The following is a 20,271-nucleotide window of genomic DNA, read 5'->3' as shown; positions in this document are numbered from 1 at the left end:
ATATCGTTTTTCAAATCTATTATTTACGTCCTTTTTAGTAATAATTATATTGAATGTTTACACCCATCCATCTTGGTCTGGCGTAAAACTCTTGGATAAAGCCAGCACTTTGCGTGAAATCAAATGAGTACACTCTATATTCTTCATCGGTTAAGTTTTTAACAAAAGCCGAAGCCTTCCAGTTATCATTTATTTGATAACCAAGACGCGCATTAAAAACGGTATATGATTTTTCTTTCGATATATCGCTATTTGTGATGTCGAAGAATTGCTCACTCTGGAGATTGAAATCCAATTGAGCAGAGATCTTCTCAGTCGCCTGATATCTTACTATACCGTTAACTGTATACTTGGGCGCAAGTACCATTTCGCGATCTTCTACTGTGCCTACACCGCGCACAACCACACTTTCAATTTCTGTATCCAGTAAACTAGCTCCAAGCTTAATATCCCAATCATCACCAGGCACCCACGTAACTTCTACATCTAGGCCCTGCAATTTCGCATCGGAATTATTGATAAATTGGCTTAAGCCAGCGAATGTCAAAGCTTGATAATTTTTATAATCATAATAGAAGATACTGCTGTTAATTCTTACATCGCCACTGGCCAAGGTGGTTTTTATGCCAGCTTCATAGCTTGTCAGTTCTTCTGAGTCAAACGCTACGTCTTCTTCGGTTACGCCATCGGTGAAGTCGAGAAAGCCGCCATTGAACCCACCACTTTTAAAGCCATTAGCGATATTGAAGAATACTAAGGTATCTTTGCTAATTTTGTAGTCCAGCCCAATTTGGCCTGAGATATTATCATCGTCGATACTTGTTAGGTCTGCTGCAGTCGGATTTTGATCAGTAAAGTTAAAATAATAATCTGTACCAGGGTAACTTGAATCACCGACTAAACCACAAACATCTCCGGCTGGAATAAGACATGAGTTTACAACAGCGTCAGGTTTTGTTGTCGCTAGATTTTGATAATCCATGCTGCGGTCTTCTGATGTATAACGTAAACCAAGGGTTAAGGTCAGCTTATCGGTTAGTGGTGTTTCGATTTGTCCAAAAAGGCCATAGGATTCCGTATCTTGATCATAGTCAATATCGTAATTCACAAAAAGCACTAGATCTGAGCCAAATGTGCCTTCTGGTGCGCCTGTTATGGCATCGATGAGAGGGCCTGGATAGTTAATATCTAAATCAAGAGCACCTGTGACTTCATTTTCAAAATAATAGGCGCCTGCAATCCAATCGAACGATTCTGCCGAACCACTTAATCTAAACTCTTGACTGAATTGTTCATTTTTCGATGAAAATTGAGGAACTAGTCCACTATAAGGACCGACGTCGGCATCTTCCTGATGTAGTTTTTCTACATTCTCTATTGCTGTGATAGAGGTAAACGTATAATTAGTATTTTCCCAGTTTAACTTTAAAGAGGCACCATCTGAGTCTATATCTAACACGCCTTGTCGATTATATTCACCAGCAAAGTTATCTCCATCGTTATCCGCATACCCGTAAAAATCTGAGGTTGTATTTCCAGTCCCGTCATCCGATGCCAAATGCTGGTATTGAGGAGCATTTGTATTAGATTTACCACCATGAATATTAAACAGTGCGGAAAAATCATCAGTAATATTGAAGTTTAACTGTAAGCGATAAGCTCGGCTGTCAGCTTCATTTGCATCTTTACCAATTCTATTTTCAACATAGCCGTCGTGATTGTTGGTAGCAATCGCTAATCTTCCTTGTATAGAGTCAGTTAAACTGCCACCTACTGCCGCTTCCGTCTTAATTTGATTGTATTGTGCAACGGTAACATCAAACAAAACTTCAGTGTCTTCGGTTGGTTCTGCGGATATGAAGTGGACTAAACCACCGGTTGCGTTTCTACCATATAGAGTACCTTGAGGTCCTCTTAGTACTTCTACTCGCTCTAAGTCAAATAGCTGAAAGGTTAGACCTGGCATCGCTGATTGATATACTTCATCGCGATATACTGCTATTGGTCCTTCATTGTTATCATTGAAATCATTAAGCCCTACACCACGCAGAGAAATTGAAGGGTTATTACCTTCTCCAACCGGTGTACCAATATTTAACCCTGGGGTTTGCGCAGAGATATCAACACTATCGGTCATGTTAAGCTCACGAAGGGCATTACCAGAAAAAGCGGTAACAGAGACACTTACGTCTTGTAAATCTTGTGATTTTTTCTTTGCAGTGACTTGAATTTTTTCAAAAACACTATCTTCTTGTGCATAAGAAATGGACGATAAGCCCAAGCTCAAGGTTGTTGCAATGGCGAGGGCTAGTTTATGGTGTCTCATGTTTCAATACCTTCTTAATTATTAGAATTTTTATATCTGAACAGTAAAGTCTTATCCAAGAATGCGCTGTGAATCTTGGGTTTTAGTGGATTAATAGTGTTAATTATTACTTGATTTATCAACTAAGTGGCTAATATATACACATTGTTAATGGCTTGTCAAAATTTATAAGAAGAGAAAGGCGTTAAAAAATTAGTTAATCAGTGAAGGTTTTTTAAAATATAAAAGCCAAAATATTGCTTCAATAATTCAATAATTCAATAATTCATTAATTCATTAATTCATTAATTCATTAATTCAATAATTCACTATTGCTAATAATTTTGGTTTGCTGAACTGTTGGAGGCGGGTACACGGTTATGCCATGGCCTAAAGGCCATGCTACGGGAAGAATGGCTCTTGTAGGCGGGTGTTTTAACCCCGCGCAGTTGCGCGACCTTCCATGGCCTAAAGGCCATGCTACGGGAAGAATGGCTCTTGTAGGTGGGTGCTTTAACCCCGCGCAGCGACCTTCCATGGCCTAAAGGCCATACTACGGGAAGAATGGCTCTTGTAGGTGGGTGTTTTAACTCCGCGCAGTTGCGCGACCTTGCATGGCCTAAAGGCCATGCTACGGGAAGAATGGCTCTTGTAGGTGGGTGCTTTAGCCCCGCGCAGTTGCGCGACCTTCCATGGCCTAAAGGCCATGCTACGGGAAGAATGGCTCTTGTAGGTGGGTGCTTTAGCCCCGCGCAGTTGCGCGACCTTCCATGGGCCTAAAGACCATGCTACAGGAAGAATGGCTCTTGTAGGCGGGTGTTTTAACCCCGCGCAGCGACCTTCCATGGCCTAAAGGCCATGCTACGGGAAGAATGGCTCTTGTAGGCGGGTGTTTTAACCCCGCGCAGCGACCTTCCATGGCCTAAAGGCCATGCTACGGGAGGAATGGCTCTTGTAGGCGGGTGTTTTAACCCCGCGCAGCGACTTTCCATGGCCTAAAGGCCATGCTACGGGAAGAATGGCTCTTGTAGGCGGGTGTTTTAACCCCGCGCAGCGACCTTCCATGGCCTAAAGACCATGCTACAGGTGAGGGTTTCTATTTAGTATAAGCACCTCGGCGGTTAACCATGAATTTATGAGTGGAAAATAGACTGTTTTGTAAAGACAATCTTTACACTTCTGGTAAAGAATCAGCCGTCAAATCATGTTAAAATTTGCGCTAGAAATATCCATACATTAAGAAACTAAACCAACTTAAATTCTCAGGACATAACATGCATAAAAAGCAAGTTGTGTTTTTTTACATGTTTGAACGTAAAAAATGGGCTTGAATTAAAGGAATATTAAATGAAAACTTTATTAGCTTTACTCATCACGACACTGACTATTTCTACTAACGTATCAGCCAACGATACTGTGGATAAATTAAAGGGGTTATTAGGTAACACTGCGACTATCAATAACGAGTCTACCCAGTCTGAGTCGTCAGAACAGACTCAATCACTTGATGTTTCAAGTTTAGTTAGTTTAGTCTCTGATAACCTAGAAGTATCTGAAACACAGTCGGAAGGTGGCTTAGCTTCGATTTTTGATTATGCTAAAAACAACCTTTCAGGAACTGATTACACTCAACTTGCGCAATCTATTCCTGGTTTGGATTCGTTGTTAGAAAACGTTCCCACATTAACTTCGGATTCATCTTCTAACAGTTCATCAGTTTCTGGTTTACTTAACAAAGCTTCTGAATACAGTTCATCTTTGAGTGCAATTAATGAATTAAAACAGCAATTTGAAGCGCTTGGTTTAGATACTGATATGATTGCCAACTTTATTGCGCAAATTAATAGCTACTTTAGTGAAGAAGAAGATACGCTATCTTTGTTGCAGTCTGGTTTAGGCAACATAATGACCGCACTCTAATCATTTTATTTGTGGGTAACGTCTAGCGGGCAACACTTTCGCGTAAGGTCCTAGTGGATATTGTTGTAATCCAAGATGTTACTCGCTGTTTATAAGTTCAGGTTTTTACTACTCTCAGGCTATTTGTAACGCGCAATTTGTTTACAGTGCTCACGCAACTTTAAAATGCTAAGGCTATCTAAAAGGCTTTGGCAATATTATGAAATCATTATTATGTCCCTTAGAAATTTACCATCAGCATTTCGTAAATAGCCCAAGTGGTTGCGAATAACCACTTATTTGCTTTGCGCATATCTCACTTATGCTCTTATTTTGGGTGTGCTAACGCCATGGATTCTGCAATCCCAATTAGCGCAATTATTAAGTGACAAATTGCATCGTGTTGTCAGTATTGAAAAAGTGAGAATAAATCCTTTTTTACTGCGTATTCGCGTTTCCAATTTGGTTATTGAAGAAAATAAAAGTCACCAACCTTTTGTTAACGTTTCGCTATTTGAAGTGGATGCTAGCTTTTGGCAAACCTTGCTACATTTCACACCGACTTTGGAACACTTATCTATCATCGAGCCTTATGGGCATATAGCTAGACTCGCCGAAGGTGAACAGGCTCAATTTAACTTTTCTGACATTATTGATAGTCTAAATGAAGCCAATGCTGAAAAAGAACCCGTCGAAAAAGAACAGACTGAAATTCCTCCTCTTCGTGTGAATAGAGTGAATCTTGAAGGCGGACAGATTCGATTTTCTGATGATGTATCCAATACCAATATTATTTTTCCGAATCTGGCTTTTGAGGTAACCGATTTCGACACCCGCGCAGCGACATTTAAACTAACTGAACAACAAAATACCGCAACCGAAGACAATCATTATAACGTTAAGATTGAAACCTCTGAAGGCGGCTCCATTGGGTTCGCTGGTCAAGTTCAATTGGTACCTTTTGAGATCAAAGGCAATATAGCACTGTCGGCGATAGCCCTTGCACCTTTGTGGCCTTTATCAAATGACGTCATTGAAGCAAGGCTGGCAAATGGATTATTAGATTTCTACGGGGATTATCATTTATCAGAAGGACAAGAAAGTCTTCGCTTTCAGGCTCATAATACGCAGCTTACTTTATCTGAACTGACAATATCCGATTTAACTCAGCCAAGAATTACAGTGGCCGAAATCAACATACACGACCTTAGTTTGGACACAGACACAGAACAAATTGATGTGGCTGAAGTTATTATTAGTAAACCCTGGATTGACGGAAACCTTGATGAGCAAGGCTTGGATTTACAAGCTATGTTTATGCCATCATCAATCGCAACGACAAAACAAACCTCTTCTTTAGCTGAGCAGCAAGTCAATACTCAAACGAGTCAAATTGATGAATCCAACTGGCGAGTCATTTTGCAATCTTTCGCGCTAAATAATGGGGATTTTCAGATCAATGAAAGTCATGTTTCTAAGGGCATGCATTGGCGAGTTTTTGATTTAAATGCCACCACTGGTGTTGTTGATACAAGTTTTCAGCTACCTATCGAGTATAGCCTAGATTTAGGAGTCGGTGGCGAGGTTAGGGGGTATCCTGAACAAGCTTCTGGTTACCTTAGTAGCGATGGGAAAGTCAACGTATCTTCTGAGCAAGTTTCTGGTTCTTTTGAGATTAACCAGTTTGCGTTAAGCCAACTTCAATCCTATTTGCTTCCCTATGTAAACGCGATCTTGCAAGATGGCGCCGTGGGGATCTCAGGGACATTTGATGCGGGAACTGCGAGTCCAATCACCTTCACAGGCGATGCCAATATCGCCAACCTGACGGTGATTGACGGACTACAACAACAACCCTTACTTAAATGGCAGGATATGAATATCCAAGGTATTCAATATCAGTCACTGGAAAATCAACTTTCAGTACAAGCTGTCATGTTCGATAAACCCTACACCAAGTTCATTATTCACAAAGGCAAACAAACGAATATTGGCGACCTTCTGGTGCAAAATGCTTCAACCGAGGCTGATTCCGCGCTGGTTGCAGATGATGCTTCACCACCAGAGTCAGCGGCGCAAGAAGGGACTGAAGATACTCAATCTGCCTCTAATAACATCGCCATTAGGATTGACGATATTAGTATCAATGATGGCAGTGCTTATTTCGAAGATAATTCTTTAAGAGCCCCTTTTGCATCAGGTATCGAGGCATTGAACGGAAACATAAAGTCACTTTCCTCCACGCCAGATACCACTGCAAATGTTAACTTAATGGGTAAAATTGATGGTTACGCACCAGTGATTTTAAAAGGGGAAGTTAACCCTCTTATTGAACAGATTTATCTGGATTTAAATTTCTCTGTTGACGGTGCAGAACTGACCTCAGTTAATCCCTATTCAGGTACTTATATGGGGCACTTTATTGATAAAGGATTACTGTCACTAAATGTGGAATATAAGCTCGAAAATAACCAGCTAGTGGGTGACAACAAGATCGTTATCGACCAACTCACCTTGGGGCGCAAAACTAATTCGGAGCAGGCGGTTAATCTGCCCCTATCCTTAGCCATTGCATTATTACAGGACTCTAACGGCGTTATTGATCTGGGAATGGAAGTATCTGGAGACTTAAATAACCCGAGCTTCGGTTTTGGTTCAATCATATTCAAAGCCCTTGGCAATATCATCACCAAAGCGGTGACAGCCCCTTTTTCCTTATTGGCAAATTTAGTCGGTAGTGAAGATGAGCTGAATAAAGTGACCTTTGCCGATGGCTCTGCTGAGCTCAACGAAGCGGCTTCGCAAACCCTTCAAACCTTAGCAGCAGCCTTGGCAAAACGTCCGGGGCTGAAAGTCGATATTGAAGGCACGGTGAACGAAGTGACGGATGCTTATGAGTTGGCTGAGCAAAAGTTACAAGCCAACCTTCAGGAAATTTCCAAACAAACATCTCTTCCTGAAGGTTTTAGTCCATCTACAGTGCCACTTTCAGGTCCAATTGCAGATGCCTTAAGAACCCTGTTCACTACAGCTACAAATAAAGAGATTGAAGAACAAAGAAAGCTGATAAAGACGAGATTGCAAGAAGGAGATAGCGAGAAAATCGTTCCAGAGGAGCAATTAGAGCAAGCGTTGATGATTGCGATGTACAATCAAGTTCGAAGCACTATCAACGTTCCTCGCCATGAATTAGCTAAACTTGCTGAAGATAGGGCCAAATCGGTAAAAATGTTTTTAAGTGAAAACGGAAGTATTGATCCCAACCGACTGTTTTTACTCAACAGTCGCCAACATTTAGCCAGTGCTGAAAGTGGTGTAACACTTACGCTGAAAGCCAACTAAGCAGTTAATCTCTTGAAATTTATCAAGCTTGCTCCTTATCTGCATGGGCAAGCTTGATAGTATCCAGTGTAAAAACAGTATTATTCGCCTAGGCCACTAATCGCCAGCAAACCCAGTGAACACAAACTTCTGCACCCGTCTGCCTGTGCTTACTTCTGAGGTATATAAATTACCATCGCTGTCTACAACTACGCTGTGAAGCCAGGTAAATTGGCCAGGATAGCGTCCGGGACGTCCAAAGCTGCCTAACACTTCATAGGTGTCGTGCCACTGAGTTCACTTTTGATCAATGTGACGCTTTCAAGAGTCATATGCCAAGGTGAATTAGCTATTTCATGTTTCTAAAAATCGTTGTTATCGGCCAACGACTTTCAAATTGTTCAATAGTGCTTGTTATTTTTAAACATATATTTTACTTAGATTTAACTACATTGTTTTATTGTTTTAATTATTTGTTAATGTATTTTTCTCGGCTTAAACACAAGTTATCGGGTTGTATTTTACGCAAAAATCCATTTGATTTATCTTTAGTGTATTGTTTTATATGAAGAAATAATGGGTTTCATGGTTATCTGATAAATAGATGGAAGCTAACTTTATTTTAGTTATTGAGTTGTCATAATCAAAAAATTCCACACGGTGTTGCAAAAATGTTGCGAATAAGGTTTTGTTGCTGAGTGTGAGGTTTTTAAAATAAGGACACATGAGAATGCATTTTAAAAAGAATAAACTAACACAAATTATTGTCTCCACATGCGCGTCACTTTGTACGCTATCTTCGGTTGCTTTTGCACAAGAGAGTGATGAAAGTACAAAGAGTTTAAAAGACTTAGAGGTTATAGAAGTCACCTCTACTCGGCTTGGGACGACACTATCGAAAACTTCTTCTGCGGTTACCGCGCTGTCTGCTAAAGACTTAAAGACCGCCGGAATTACCGATCCCACTTCTTTACAGGATTCAACTCCGAATATTTCTATCGATCGAAATAACGGATTACAAATAACCATTCGTGGAATATCAAGTAGTGATAACACTGAGAAAGGTGATCCTTCAGCTTCATTTTTGCAAGATGGTGTGTATATTGCCCGTGCTCAGGCGCAAGAAGTATCATTTTTTGACTTAGAGCAAGTTGAAGTCTTACGAGGACCTCAAGGTACATTGTATGGACGGAATGCTACGGCTGGCTTGATTAATGTTATGTCAGCTAAACCAAGTATTGATTATGTTTATGGTTCGTTTGACGTGTCTTTAGGTAGCTTCAATCAAAAACAAGCCAGCGGTATGATTAATGTACCTATTTCAGACAATGCGGCGATTCGAGCGGCTGTTAATATTGATAAGCGTGACAGCTATATCCGAAGTGGCAGTGAGTCCAATGCTCCGCAAGGTCCAGATAAAGACAACCTTTCCTTCCGGTTAAGTGGTCTATTCGATATCAGTGATGATGCTAGTTTATTAATACGTACGGATTATAGTGAAATACAAGGTAACGAACGTAGCCAAGTATTGGTTTCAAACTTTTTTGATAGTAATACTATTGCCGCGCCGTCAGGAGATGTTGCCGGCACTAACCCTACCTATATCGGTGACCAAAAAAGTACAGATGAATTGCTCACAGTGGATTGGGTCGACCCAGTAACGGCTTCTACAGACAATAAAATCTGGGGGATAATGAGTGACTTCAACTGGGATCTAACCGATGAGTTAGCGTTAACCTATATTGGTTCTTATCGGGAATTTGAACGTAGGGAAGTAAATAGTCTTTTCTTCGGTACTCACCCTGTAATCGGCCCTATTGCAGTACCTAGAGATTTAACTGGTGACTATAGCCAAAATTCACACGAATTACGCTTAACTTATGTAATCGACGATTTAAATTTGCAAGGTGGCCTTTATTATTTTAGTGAAGAGTCGGATATTGAAGCGATTTTTAAAGGAGTACTAGCCACCTCTCTTCCTGGAAATTTGGGCACCGAAGGATACGATGGTTATGTCTATGGGTTCCCACAATCCACTACTGCTGATTCAATAGCTGCTTTTGCCCAGGGTCGATATAGCTTTTCAGATACCCTAGCTCTGACCCTTGGTGTACGCCAAACCAATGACGAAAAACGTCGTGTTGGTGCACGTGTACTTCATGTCACTGTGGATGAACCTTTAGATTTCACTGCTAGTGCGACTAACCCACTGCCTGACTCTTTGAACAACGCTTCGGTTGAGTATAGTGAAATGACCTGGAAAGTTGGTTTAGATTACGACTTCAGTGAAGAAGTATTAATTTATGGTCATATATCTACCGGATACAAAGCCGGCGGATTCAATGATGGCTGTGTTGCCAGTGATGAAAATTGTCAATCGCCTAAAACCGAAGATTATATTTATTATCAACCAGAAGATCTTACTGCTTATGAGTTAGGCATAAAAATGGACTTGGATAATGGACTAAGAACATTTTTCAGCTTGTTCCATTACGATTACGAAAATTTGCAGTTAAATAATTTAGGCTTGTGTGGTGGTGCCCCTTGTCAAAACATTTCCAATGCAGGTGCAGCTGAAATTGATGGATTCGAAATGGAGTCTCGTTATTATTTAACCGATTTGAGTAAGGTTACAGCTTCCTTTACGTGGTTAGATGCTACTTATACCGACTACCAAATCACGCCAAATGTAAATCTATCGGGATCATCACTTAACAGATCCCCAGAACTCGCATTTACATTGGGTTATGAACGTATTTGGGAGCTTGAGAGTAACGCTGCAATTACTTTCAATGCAGTGTATCGTTGGAATGACGGTTATGATTTATTGTCCAATAAAATAGTAGCTCAGTTTGAACAGCCCTCCTTTAGCAAATCAGATATTTCAGTGGTTTATACCTCACCAGAAGAAGACTGGTATGTGCAAGCTTTCGTCAAAAATATTGAAGATGAAGTCACATTGAGTACTGCTGACGTAAGCTCTAACTTCCCAGGTCTATCGGATGGCGTCGCACGAGTAGCCGCCCCACGTACCATGGGTGTTCGTTTCGGAATGGAGTTTTAAGCTCTTTTCAATTCATCAATTCAATGAGTTAGCCCCTAAGTTTAAAAGCTCTTGAGATTATTCAATCAAGAGCTTTTAAATCTTTTCAATCAAACTGCGAGAAAATCATGACCTTTAGAAAACCGATTATCTCATTGGTTACATTCGCTTGCTCTATGTTAATTACTTTAATTAGCTGCGGTATTGCACATGCATCTAAATCACCTCAACTAGGAAAACAACCAATGAATGAAATAATTGACGCTTTAACTTTGCTGGAAAAAGTTAAATTGATTCGTGGCACCGGAATGGATCTAAGTGCATTAGAAAGTAATGCACCTACTGTTGGCATGGTAATCGATGAACGCGTCCCAGGCGCGGCGGGCAACACCCACGCTATCCCAAGACTTGGAATACCATCGATTGTGCTGGCAGACGGTCCTGCGGGACTAAGAATCGCCCCTACACGAGAAGGTGTTGATGACACTTTCTATTGTACCGCTTTTCCAATCGCGAGTTTACTGGCGTCAACATGGGATACTGATTTGGTAAAACAAGTTGGTGCCGCTATGGGACATGAAGTAAAAGAGTATGGCGTTGACGTACTGTTAGCTCCGGCGTTAAATATTCATCGATATCCCTTAGGTGGCAGAAACTTTGAGTACTATTCAGAAGATCCCTACATTTCGGGAAGTATGGCTGCAGCCATGGTTAATGGTATTCAATCCCATGATGTTGGGACTTCCATAAAACACTATGTGGCAAATAATCACGAGTGGAATCGAAACAGAATTAATGTAAAGGTTGATGAGAGGGCTTTACGAGAAATTTATTTAAAAGGATTTGAAATTACAGTTAAAGAAAGTCAACCATGGACAGTCATGTCTTCATACAACAAAGTTAATGGAACTTATACTTCAGAAAGTGAAAGATTGTTAACCGAAGTACTGCGGGAGCAATGGGGGTATCAAGGTGTAGTGATGACCGATTGGTTCGGTGGTACGGATCCTGTCGCGCAAATGAATGCTGGAAATGACTTATTGATGCCTGGAACTGATGAGCAAGAGCAAGCAATTATTGCTGCTGTAAAGTCTGGGCAATTGGCAGAGTCAGTGCTTGACCGAAATGTCCGCAATATTTTAAGTATTGTGTTAAAAAGCTCGGTTTATAAAGGTTATCAACACTCTAATCAACCTGATCTAGAAGGCAATGCGAAAATTGCCCGCATGGCTGCTTCTGAAGGGATGGTGTTGCTACAAAATCAAGATGCAACGCTCCCTTTATCTATTCATAAGGAAGTGGCTGTTTTTGGCAATAGTTCATACGAGATTCATACTGGAGGAACTGGCAGTGGTGATGTTAACGCTGCTTATTCTATTTCTTTGCAACAAGGCTTAGATGATGTAAATTTAGACGTTCATAAAGGTTTGGCAAAAAAATATATCGACTATATTAACTCTGAAAAGTCCAAACTACCGACGAGAAAAGGCATTGCTGCTTTTCTACCAGAAACACCAATCAACGAATATGGCGTTGATGAAAATACATTGCAAACGTTATCTCAGACTAACGATGCCGCAATTATTACAATTGGACGCAGTTCAGGAGAGTTTGTAGATCGGCAAGCAAAAGACGACTTTTACCTGAGTGATGATGAACAAAAATTAATCAACGGTGTAAGTAAAGCTTTTCATGCAATGAATAAAAAAGTAGTGGTTATTTTAAACGTGGGAGGCGTCATTGAGACGGCTAGTTGGCGTGATAAAGTCGACGCAATTCTTTTGGCTTGGCAACCGGGCCAAGAGGCCGGTCATGCCATTGCTGATGTGTTAATTGGTAAAGTTAATCCATCAGGCAAACTAACTACCACTTTTTCTTTACGGTTAGAGGATGGTTTACCCGCTCAAAACTTCCCTGGAGTTGTTACTGACGGTAGTAATGAACTTAAAGATATTATGGGTAACCAACCTTCTGAGATAACTTATAAAGATGGAATTTTTGTTGGTTATCGTGATTTCAATACAAATCATAAAGCCGTCGCTTATCCATTTGGTTTTGGTTTATCTTATAGTGAGTTCTCGTATAGCAAGTTAAACTTAAGTCACACTATATTTACCGATGAAATCGACGCTTCAATTACAATTAAAAATGAGGGGAAAGTTTCGGGTAGAGAGGTCGTACAGCTCTACATAACAGCGCCTAAAGGCGTTCTAGCAAAACCTAGTGAAGAGCTGCGACATTTCGCGAAGACCAAGTTACTAGCCCCCGGTGAGTCACAGGCCATTAGTTTTACGATAACCACTAAAGATTTGGTTTCTTATAATCCTGAGTTGTCTAAATGGGTGGCAGACGCTGGAGATTATCAAATTAAGTTAGGAGCTTCTTCAAGAGACTTCCGTCAAATGGCAACATTTACGAAAGAGCAGTCTAGTCAGTTACCACTTTAGTAAAACGCCTTAGGCACGGAAGCCTAAGGCGAAATATTATTACCCTGTGTTTAATTTAGAAATAAATAAGTTGGCGGCAGGTCCAAGGTTGTCAGAAAAATGATGCAGGGCAACGATTGGAATTTTCAAATCGTTACCCCAACTTTCAGTGGTTAGCACTTTAAATGTGCCAGCATCAATTTGTTTTTTAACAAACTCTAAACTGCTAATCGTCCAGCCCAACTTTGCATTGACTGCCTGTGTCAAAGAATCTATGTCACGCATCCGCCATAGATGGTGAGATACAGTGCCTTTATCTTTTTGCCCAGTTAAATCTGAAAAGTCAGTTAGCATGAGTTGTCGGTGTTGGACTAGAGTCTGGGTGGTAAGCGGTAATTTCTTTTTAGCCAATGGGTGATCGCAATGCACAATGCAGGCAAGAGATAATTCAAATAGTTTTTTTATGTTATAGGTATTTTCAGACCCAACATGGAAAGGAGCAATTGCAAAATCAACCTGATAATCATTAAGAAGTGAAGATACTTCACTGCCACAGGTATGATGTAACTTTAAGTCCAAATCGGAAAATTTGTCAGATACCGCACTAAGTGCTGGAATTAACTTATTAAAAGGGATAGCGTGGTCAATTGCAATAGATAAATGAGATTCAACACCAAGGCTTAGTTTATTGGCCGTAGAAACCAATAAGTTGTTTCTTTGTATTATATCCTTTGCTTCCCGAAGCAGAATTTGTCCTTCAGAGGTCAACTTTAATTGACTGCCAGAACGATCAAACAAAACTACACCAAGATCGATTTCTAGATTGGCAATAGCACTACTAATAGCAGATTGGGCTTTTTTAAGATGCCTTCCGGTGGCTGAAAACGAACCTAAATCCGACGCCGTAACAAAAACATATAGAGATTCCATTGACAATCTCATACTGCGTACCTAATTATTTTTTAATCCTGCAAGTAGTATTTTAATATAAACCTTTAAATCACTAAACTCTATATCGTAGACTTCTTTATAGACTTTTTCTCGACGGCATAACTGTTGAGCTGTGGTATAAAACGGAGTAAATACCACGCCCATTAATTTACTCATGCTTAGGCCAAAATTATTAATTGAATTATCGTCTACTCCAGCTTTGAGGATTTTATAAAGTGGCGTTTCTTTTAATTCATTTAAATTTTTAGCGCCAACAAAATAGGTTTGCTCTTCTGAAAAGTAATCAAAATGAATGGTGTATAAAACAGATTCTTTATTATTTTGCAAAGTATCAAACAATATCGTGAAATATTGTGTGAGTGTCTCGAACCCACTATCACCTTGATAACTTTGTGTGTTTTTCATGATCGTGGAATTTTTTTTCAAATCTTCCAAAATGGCGGTAGCCAACTCTTCCTTATTTGAAAAATAATTATAAAGGGTTTTTCGATCAATTTTGGCTGACTTAGTTATATCAGTCATTGACGTTAACACTATGCCTTGATCTAAAAACATTTGTTTAGCTACGTTGATTATTTTGTTGCGCTGCAACTGCTTGGTTCTGCTTAGAGCCATTATCTTATTACCAAGTTTATGAGTTTAAAACGTTTAATCATTTGAATTTAGTCTATTGTGTCGTGTTAATCATTTCTTGTACTCTTGATTCTTTCAAATGATAAAATTTATACATTATCCAGGCACTCAACACACCACCGAAAACCGGGACTAGACTATATAGAACAAATATACCATGCAGAACTTCTGGGGTTTGTTCGGTGTTAGCCACATAGCCTATCCAACCGAGTAAAATACCACAAATGCCCGCCGCTAATGCTTGCGTGAGTTTGGTGGCAAAAGTTTGCAATGAAAATACCGTGCCTTCTAAACGCTTTTTATTATGATAATTGCCATATTCAACAAAATCTGTAGAAAACATACCCAATAATAACAGCGGTAAAAATACCGGTGCCGATTTTAATATTTGTAAAATTATCACGACTACAATACTTTCGTAGCCAATAAAATATTGAAGCAAACTAAAGCCTGACCCAATTAGGGTACCCCAAATATATAAATTTTTCTTTCCAAAATGTTTTATCAGTAATGGGGTTAAGGCGGCTAAAATGAAAACTGGTAACATGGCGGCCACCATCAAAGGGGCGACCCAAGTCGTCTCACCATTACCTAAATTATAAATGGCAAAATAGTTAGTGGCGATAGCTGCTGTATTTGTACCTGTTGAAATCAAAATAGCGATATAAAAAATCTTCATAGGTTGATGATTCTTCAAATAATTCCAAGAAGCTTTAAGGGATACATCGGAATGAGATTTTTTGGTGGATTTAATTCGCTCCACCGCAAAATAGCGGATCGGTATCATGATCAACATGGCTATAATGCACAGTACAGTGACCGTTTCTGTCCAACCATATAATGAAATAAGTGGCATTGTTGCAGCGGCCACGGTAATCCCTGCTATTAATGCAGCTAATCGTCCCCAAGTTAAGATAATAACTCGCTCATGGGAGTTCTTAGTCATCACCGAAGACAACGCAAAAATAGGCACATCACACAAGGTATATATCATTCCCCATAAAATGTAGCTGGCATAGGCATACAATAAGTTTCCGTCAGGTCCCCAGTTGGGATTAAAAAATAAAGCAATGGTGCTCAGGGGCAAGATGAAGTTAACCCCTTTGATCCAAGGCAAAAATTTCCCGCCTTTGAAATCGCATCGATCGACAATACTGCCTAAAATTGGGTCATTTACCGCATCCCAGGTACGCGCAACCAACAATAGAATACCTACTGCCGCGGCACCTATGCCAAGTACATCGGTGTAATACAAATTTAAAAACTGAAACACTAGCATAAACAGTATATTTTGACCTAGGAAAAATGCCCCGTAGGAAGCACGCTCAGTGCGGGATGATTCTAGTTTCATGATGACCCTTATTTTCTATTTTTATTGGTTACTGCGTTGGTTATTCAAAAATATTAAGGTAAAACCTTATTCACTTCTTACACCCGCTCCACAGAGCAATTTAATCCAGTCTTTATTCATAATATGTATCAACGAATCCATTACCTTTGGCTTAAATTTTCCGTCGCTCATTGCCACTAATTGACGTAAAGTCATTTCATCGAAGATGGCATTTATCACTAATTTATCTTGCTCGGTCATTTCTCCGAGCTTTTCAGTCATTTTATTGAATCCAATTTGAAAAAGTTTGCCACCAATCCAGGTATCTTTGACTTCCCGCATTGTGGAGTTTAATTGAAATGGCTTGCTTGGCAGTGCTGGCGGAATATCTTTTCCTAAAAGATTTTGGAAATCCTGCTCAGTATAGTTTTGTGCTTTAGGCGAAAAGTACGCAGATAAACTGACATCTTGAGCGCCTTTAGGATTATCACCTTGGATTGAAATGACATCACAGAGGCGAATATCACTGATAGAAGCTCCAATAAATAGGTTGAATTGATCCGTCTCCACGCGCCATTTGTGATTCTTGCTACACCAGAAAGCAAAGTCCCTTTTGCATAATTGCATAGTAATCCTTTGTGATTCACCAGGGGCTAAACTAACTTTTGCGAAATTTTTAAGTTCCTTTTTCGGTCGATGAACGGAGCTATTTTGTTGACCTATGTATAGTTGCGCAACTTCTGCGCCCGTCATATTACCCGTATTTTTTAGGTTAAAACTGACAACAATGTCATCTACACTTGTTAGATCAAAGGTGTTTTCATCGTTACTCTTGTGGTTATCCTGGATCGTTAGATCTGAATATTCAAAGGTTGTATAAGATAGACCATGCCCAAATGGAAATAAAACTGGCACTTCAGCGGTATCAAAATAACGATAACCCACCCAAATGCTTTCTCGATATTGAACTTGTCGCGATTCACCTGGGAACCATGGTTGACTTGGGACGTCGTCAATAGAGACAGGGAAGGTTTCAGCTAATTTACCACTGGGGTTTACTTGTCCAAATATTATATTCGCAAGCGCTGATGCACCTGCTTGCCCGCCTAAGTAGGCTTCAAGAATCGCTGGCACTTGGTTCGCAAATGGCAATTCAACAGGAGATCCATTTTGCAGCACAATGACTAGCTTTTCATAAACCGGGGCTAATGCTGCAATTAAATCCAATTGCACCTTTGGTAAATGCATATGTTTGCGGTCAAAACCCTCGGATTCATAGGATGTGGGTAAACCCAAGATGACAATTACCTTATCACTATTCTGAGCTATTTTAAGTGCCTCAGATATGAGTTGTTGATCTTCGGTTTCATCTAAGTGATAACCTTTGCAATAACAAATATTGGATAACCCATCGCTGTCTATCAATTTAGCTATCGCATCGTAAGGCTGCTCTAATTTAGTCGGGATTATTTGTGAACTGCCACTGCCTTGATAACGGGTGTTTTTTGCAAATTCACCAATTACCGCAATGTTATCTGTGGTTGAAAGAGGTAATAGACCACCATCATTTTTCAAAAGTACAGATGCTTCTTCGGCTGCCTTTCGAGCTAAAGCATGGTGTGAGTCGACAGAAAATGTATGTGTTGGTTGAAATGCATCCCGTGAACGAATGATCAAATCCAGTACTCTACCAACAGATTTATCCAGCTCCTCCATGGACAAATCGCCACATTTAACGGCACGAATAATCCTATTGGTGTTGATATCTCCACTGGAAGGCATTTCTAAACCTTGGCCATTTTTAATGCCCAATACACGATTATGATTACCACCCCAGTCAGTCACTACCAATCCTTGATAGCCCCATTCTTGTTGTAAAATATCCGTTAGGAATTTACGATTTTCCGCCAAATAGGTGCCATCAACTTTGTTGTAAGCTGACATGACTGTCCAAGGTTGAGTTTTTTTCACTGAAAATTCAAACGCTGGCAAATATATTTCACGTAAGGTGCGTTCATCAATGATGACATCGGTGATCATGCGGGATGATTCATGATTATTCACGGCATAGTGCTTTAAGCTACAACCTATACCCTTAGACTGCAGTCCATCGATCCAGGCAATGGACATTTCGCCAGATAAATAGGGATCTTCAGAAAAATATTCGAAGTTACGCCCACCTAAAGGGTTACGCTTAATGTTGACTCCAGGCCCTAACAAAACACTTACTTTTTCAGCGAGACATTCGTCGGCCAGAGCATTACCAACTTCAGCTAATAATTCTCTATTCCAACTTGCGGCTAAACCTGAGGCGGTGGGAAAGCAAGTGGCAGGTACACTATCATTCAACCCTATGTGATCAGAATCATCAGGTTGTTTACGCAAACCGTGTGGCCCATCAGTAACCATAATTGAAGGCAGGTTGAAACGCTCAATACCTTGCAATCGCCAAAAATCTTTTCCGGAACTAAGCTTCGCTTTTTCTTCTAAAGTGAGTTGCGATAATAATTTTTTTGTTTCAGCACTGTAGGCTGAAATTAACGACGGCACGGTTACTGTTGACATTGCCACACATCCTAATTCTATGGTTGGTAAATGAGATGTTAATGAAACACTCAAGTTTTAATCTTTTTTCAACATAACATAAGAAATAATAAAATACACACGCTGTGGAAATAAATGTAAAAAAAATACACTTAATGTAGAAAAAATGTGAAAAAATAATTACACACCGTGTGGAAAAATGATATGTTAGCTCCACTCAACGTTTAAAATAATAGGGTGAAATGGTGTTTCAGTTGCTCATAAAGAAAAGTGACAGTGGCAAAAACAGGCTTCGAATAGGTAGGATTTTTCTTATTTTCATAATTCTATTTATTATATACAAAGCTCTTAATACGCATTTTAAGAATATCGAAGGTCAGGATCTGAAGCCTGACTTGGCGACTAGTTATTTGCAGAACGTGAGCACGTTGAAATCAAATCAGCAAGAATCAGCTAAAGGGCAACCTAATGTTATCGTAATTCTGGCGGATGATATGGGCTATGGCGATTTATCCGGTTTTGGTTCGGAATTAATAAACACACCAAATATCGATGAATTAGCGAGTAATGGGGTGGCGCTAACAAATTATTATGCACCTTCTCCTATTTGTTCCCCCTCTCGAGCTGGATTACTCACCGGTCGTTATCCTGTCAGAAGCCATGTTCCTTCAGTCTTTATGCACAGCGAAAAATTCCGTAATAAAGCCATCACTAAATTGCTCACATTTAGCGGCGCTTACTCCTATGGAATGCAAGGGATTTCCCATGATGAAGTACTTTTGTCAGAAGCATTGCAGGCAGCTGATTATGAAACTGCACTAATCGGTAAATGGCATCTCGGTGACCACGTAAATGACAGACCCAATAAACATGGTTTTGATTATTTTTATGGCGCTCTGTATAGCAATGATATGCAACCCTATGAAATCTATCGAAACGAAGAAGTAGACTTACCAGAACCAGTTGATCAATCAGTATTGACTAAAAATCTTACAGTAGAGTCGATCCAATTTATTACTGAAAATAAAGAAAAACCCTTCTTTTTATATTACGCCTCTCCGTTTCCCCATGATCCAGCCTTAGCCAGTCAAGATTTCGCCGGTACCTCTAAAGCAGGAACCTATGGGGATACAGTCCAAGAGTTAGATTGGAGTGTGGGTGAAATAATGAAGTCACTAGAAGAAAACGGGATTGCCGATAATACCCTTGTGATTTTTTCTAGTGATAATGGTCCTTGGTTTGAAGGTAATGCCGGACAATTTAGAAGTCGCAAAGGCTCTAATTTTGATGGCGGGAATAAAGTGCCATTTATTGCGTGGATGCCTGAAAAGATTAAACAAGGCAGTGTGTCAGATGCACTGGCAAGTGGAATTGATATTTATCCTACTATTTTGCAGATGCTGGATATTGAGTTACCCCAAGATCGGATTATTGATGGGGTAGACATGATGCCAATCCTGCGTGGGGATAACACCGTTAGCATCCGCGACGAACTGTTTCTATTCAAAGCCAAAAAACCTATCGCTGTGGTTAATGGCCAATATAAATACTATCGCAGAACATCAAGTGACATTGGCTTTTACTGGCTTAAACAGCAAGGTCCTTTTCTATTTGATTTAAAACAGGATCAAGCTGAGTCATACGATGTTAAAAGTCATCAGTCGGAAAAAGCCCAAGAGTTAAGTAAAAAACTAGATCAATTTGAACAGGAAATTCAAAACAATTTAAGAGGTTGGATTGAATAACTGTATTTGTGAAAGCGCTAATAAAGTTGAAATCTTGATACCTCTTATAAGGTATTAACCGTCCATTAGCGCAT

11 protein-coding genes are annotated in these 20,271 nt (G+C 39.9%); 6 read left to right on the top strand and 5 right to left on the bottom strand.

Features of this window, described 5'->3' with window-relative positions; genetic code table 11:
• Positions 1 to 34: 34 nt before the first annotated feature.
• Positions 35 to 2,326 (bottom strand): TonB-dependent receptor, encoded by a 2,292-nt coding sequence (locus tag VUI23_RS16955; protein ID WP_342805101.1) that lies wholly within the window; start codon positions 2,324 to 2,326, stop codon positions 35 to 37.
• Positions 2,327 to 2,809: 483 nt separating this feature from the next.
• Here VUI23_RS16955 and VUI23_RS16950 point away from each other — a divergent pair, with 483 nt between their 5' ends.
• From VUI23_RS16950 to VUI23_RS16930, 5 genes are all read left to right on the top strand, one after another.
• Positions 2,810 to 3,085 (top strand): hypothetical protein, encoded by a 276-nt coding sequence (locus tag VUI23_RS16950; RefSeq protein WP_342805100.1) that lies wholly within the window; start codon positions 2,810 to 2,812, stop codon positions 3,083 to 3,085.
• A 567-nt stretch (positions 3,086 to 3,652) separates the two neighbouring features.
• Positions 3,653 to 4,225 carry a DUF2780 domain-containing protein gene (locus VUI23_RS16945; RefSeq protein ID WP_342805099.1) on the top strand — a complete coding sequence of 191 codons (573 nt, stop codon included), beginning with the start codon at positions 3,653 to 3,655 and terminating at the stop codon, positions 4,223 to 4,225.
• A gap of 279 nt (positions 4,226 to 4,504) precedes the next feature.
• Entirely contained in the window at positions 4,505 to 7,546 is a 3,042-nt protein-coding gene (locus tag VUI23_RS16940; protein WP_342805097.1) for a DUF748 domain-containing protein, read from the top strand.
• Positions 7,547 to 8,255: 709 nt separating this feature from the next.
• Positions 8,256 to 10,589 carry a TonB-dependent receptor gene (locus tag VUI23_RS16935; protein WP_342805096.1) on the top strand — a complete coding sequence of 778 codons (2,334 nt, stop codon included), beginning with the start codon at positions 8,256 to 8,258 and terminating at the stop codon, positions 10,587 to 10,589.
• Positions 10,590 to 10,813: 224 nt separating this feature from the next.
• On the top strand, positions 10,814 to 13,015 hold the full coding sequence (locus tag VUI23_RS16930) for a glycoside hydrolase family 3 N-terminal domain-containing protein (protein WP_342805094.1): 2,202 nt from the start codon (positions 10,814 to 10,816) through the stop codon (positions 13,013 to 13,015).
• 39 nt (positions 13,016 to 13,054) lie between these two features.
• Here the strand turns inward: VUI23_RS16930 and VUI23_RS16925 are convergent, their stop codons facing one another.
• The 4 genes from VUI23_RS16925 to VUI23_RS16910 all read right to left on the bottom strand — a co-directional run bounded on the left by VUI23_RS16925 (position 13,055) and on the right by VUI23_RS16910 (position 18,473).
• Positions 13,055 to 13,936 carry a LysR family transcriptional regulator gene (locus VUI23_RS16925; protein WP_342805092.1) on the bottom strand — a complete coding sequence of 294 codons (882 nt, stop codon included), beginning with the start codon at positions 13,934 to 13,936 and terminating at the stop codon, positions 13,055 to 13,057.
• Positions 13,937 to 13,945: 9 nt separating this feature from the next.
• A complete protein-coding gene (locus VUI23_RS16920; protein WP_342805091.1) occupies positions 13,946 to 14,560 on the bottom strand; it encodes a TetR/AcrR family transcriptional regulator in 615 nt (204 codons plus the stop codon).
• A 52-nt stretch (positions 14,561 to 14,612) separates the two neighbouring features.
• A complete protein-coding gene (locus VUI23_RS16915) occupies positions 14,613 to 15,929 on the bottom strand; it encodes a glycoside-pentoside-hexuronide (GPH):cation symporter (RefSeq protein WP_342805090.1) in 1,317 nt (438 codons plus the stop codon).
• Positions 15,930 to 15,995: 66 nt separating this feature from the next.
• Positions 15,996 to 18,473: a glycoside hydrolase family 3 C-terminal domain-containing protein gene (locus VUI23_RS16910; RefSeq protein WP_342805089.1), complete on the bottom strand. Its 2,478-nt coding sequence runs from the start codon at positions 18,471 to 18,473 to the stop codon at positions 15,996 to 15,998.
• A gap of 407 nt (positions 18,474 to 18,880) precedes the next feature.
• Between VUI23_RS16910 and VUI23_RS16905 the strand changes: the two genes are divergently transcribed.
• A complete protein-coding gene (locus tag VUI23_RS16905) occupies positions 18,881 to 20,197 on the top strand; it encodes a sulfatase (protein ID WP_342805088.1) in 1,317 nt (438 codons plus the stop codon).
• Positions 20,198 to 20,271: the final 74 nt, after the last annotated feature.

It is taken from the genome of Alteromonas sp. M12 (assembly GCF_037478005.1).
Lineage (GTDB): Bacteria > Pseudomonadota > Gammaproteobacteria > Enterobacterales > Alteromonadaceae > Aliiglaciecola > Aliiglaciecola lipolytica_A.
Note: the sequence above shows the minus strand (reverse complement) of the source record. Positions and strands in the feature narration are given on the sequence as shown.

Excerpts from the sequence above, each read along its gene's own strand:
- VUI23_RS16955 (WP_342805101.1), bottom strand. The coding sequence starts at position 2,326 with ATGAGACACCATAAACTAGCCCTCGCCATTGCAACAACCTTGAGCTTG.
- VUI23_RS16945 (WP_342805099.1), top strand. The coding sequence starts at position 3,653 with ATGAAAACTTTATTAGCTTTACTCATCACGACACTGACTATTTCTACT.
- VUI23_RS16935 (WP_342805096.1), top strand. The coding sequence starts at position 8,256 with ATGCATTTTAAAAAGAATAAACTAACACAAATTATTGTCTCCACATGC.
- VUI23_RS16930 (WP_342805094.1), top strand. The coding sequence starts at position 10,814 with ATGAATGAAATAATTGACGCTTTAACTTTGCTGGAAAAAGTTAAATTG.
- VUI23_RS16925 (WP_342805092.1), bottom strand. The coding sequence starts at position 13,936 with ATGAGATTGTCAATGGAATCTCTATATGTTTTTGTTACGGCGTCGGAT.
- VUI23_RS16920 (WP_342805091.1), bottom strand. The coding sequence starts at position 14,560 with ATGGCTCTAAGCAGAACCAAGCAGTTGCAGCGCAACAAAATAATCAAC.
- VUI23_RS16915 (WP_342805090.1), bottom strand. The coding sequence starts at position 15,929 with ATGAAACTAGAATCATCCCGCACTGAGCGTGCTTCCTACGGGGCATTT.
- VUI23_RS16910 (WP_342805089.1), bottom strand. The coding sequence starts at position 18,473 with ATGTCAACAGTAACCGTGCCGTCGTTAATTTCAGCCTACAGTGCTGAA.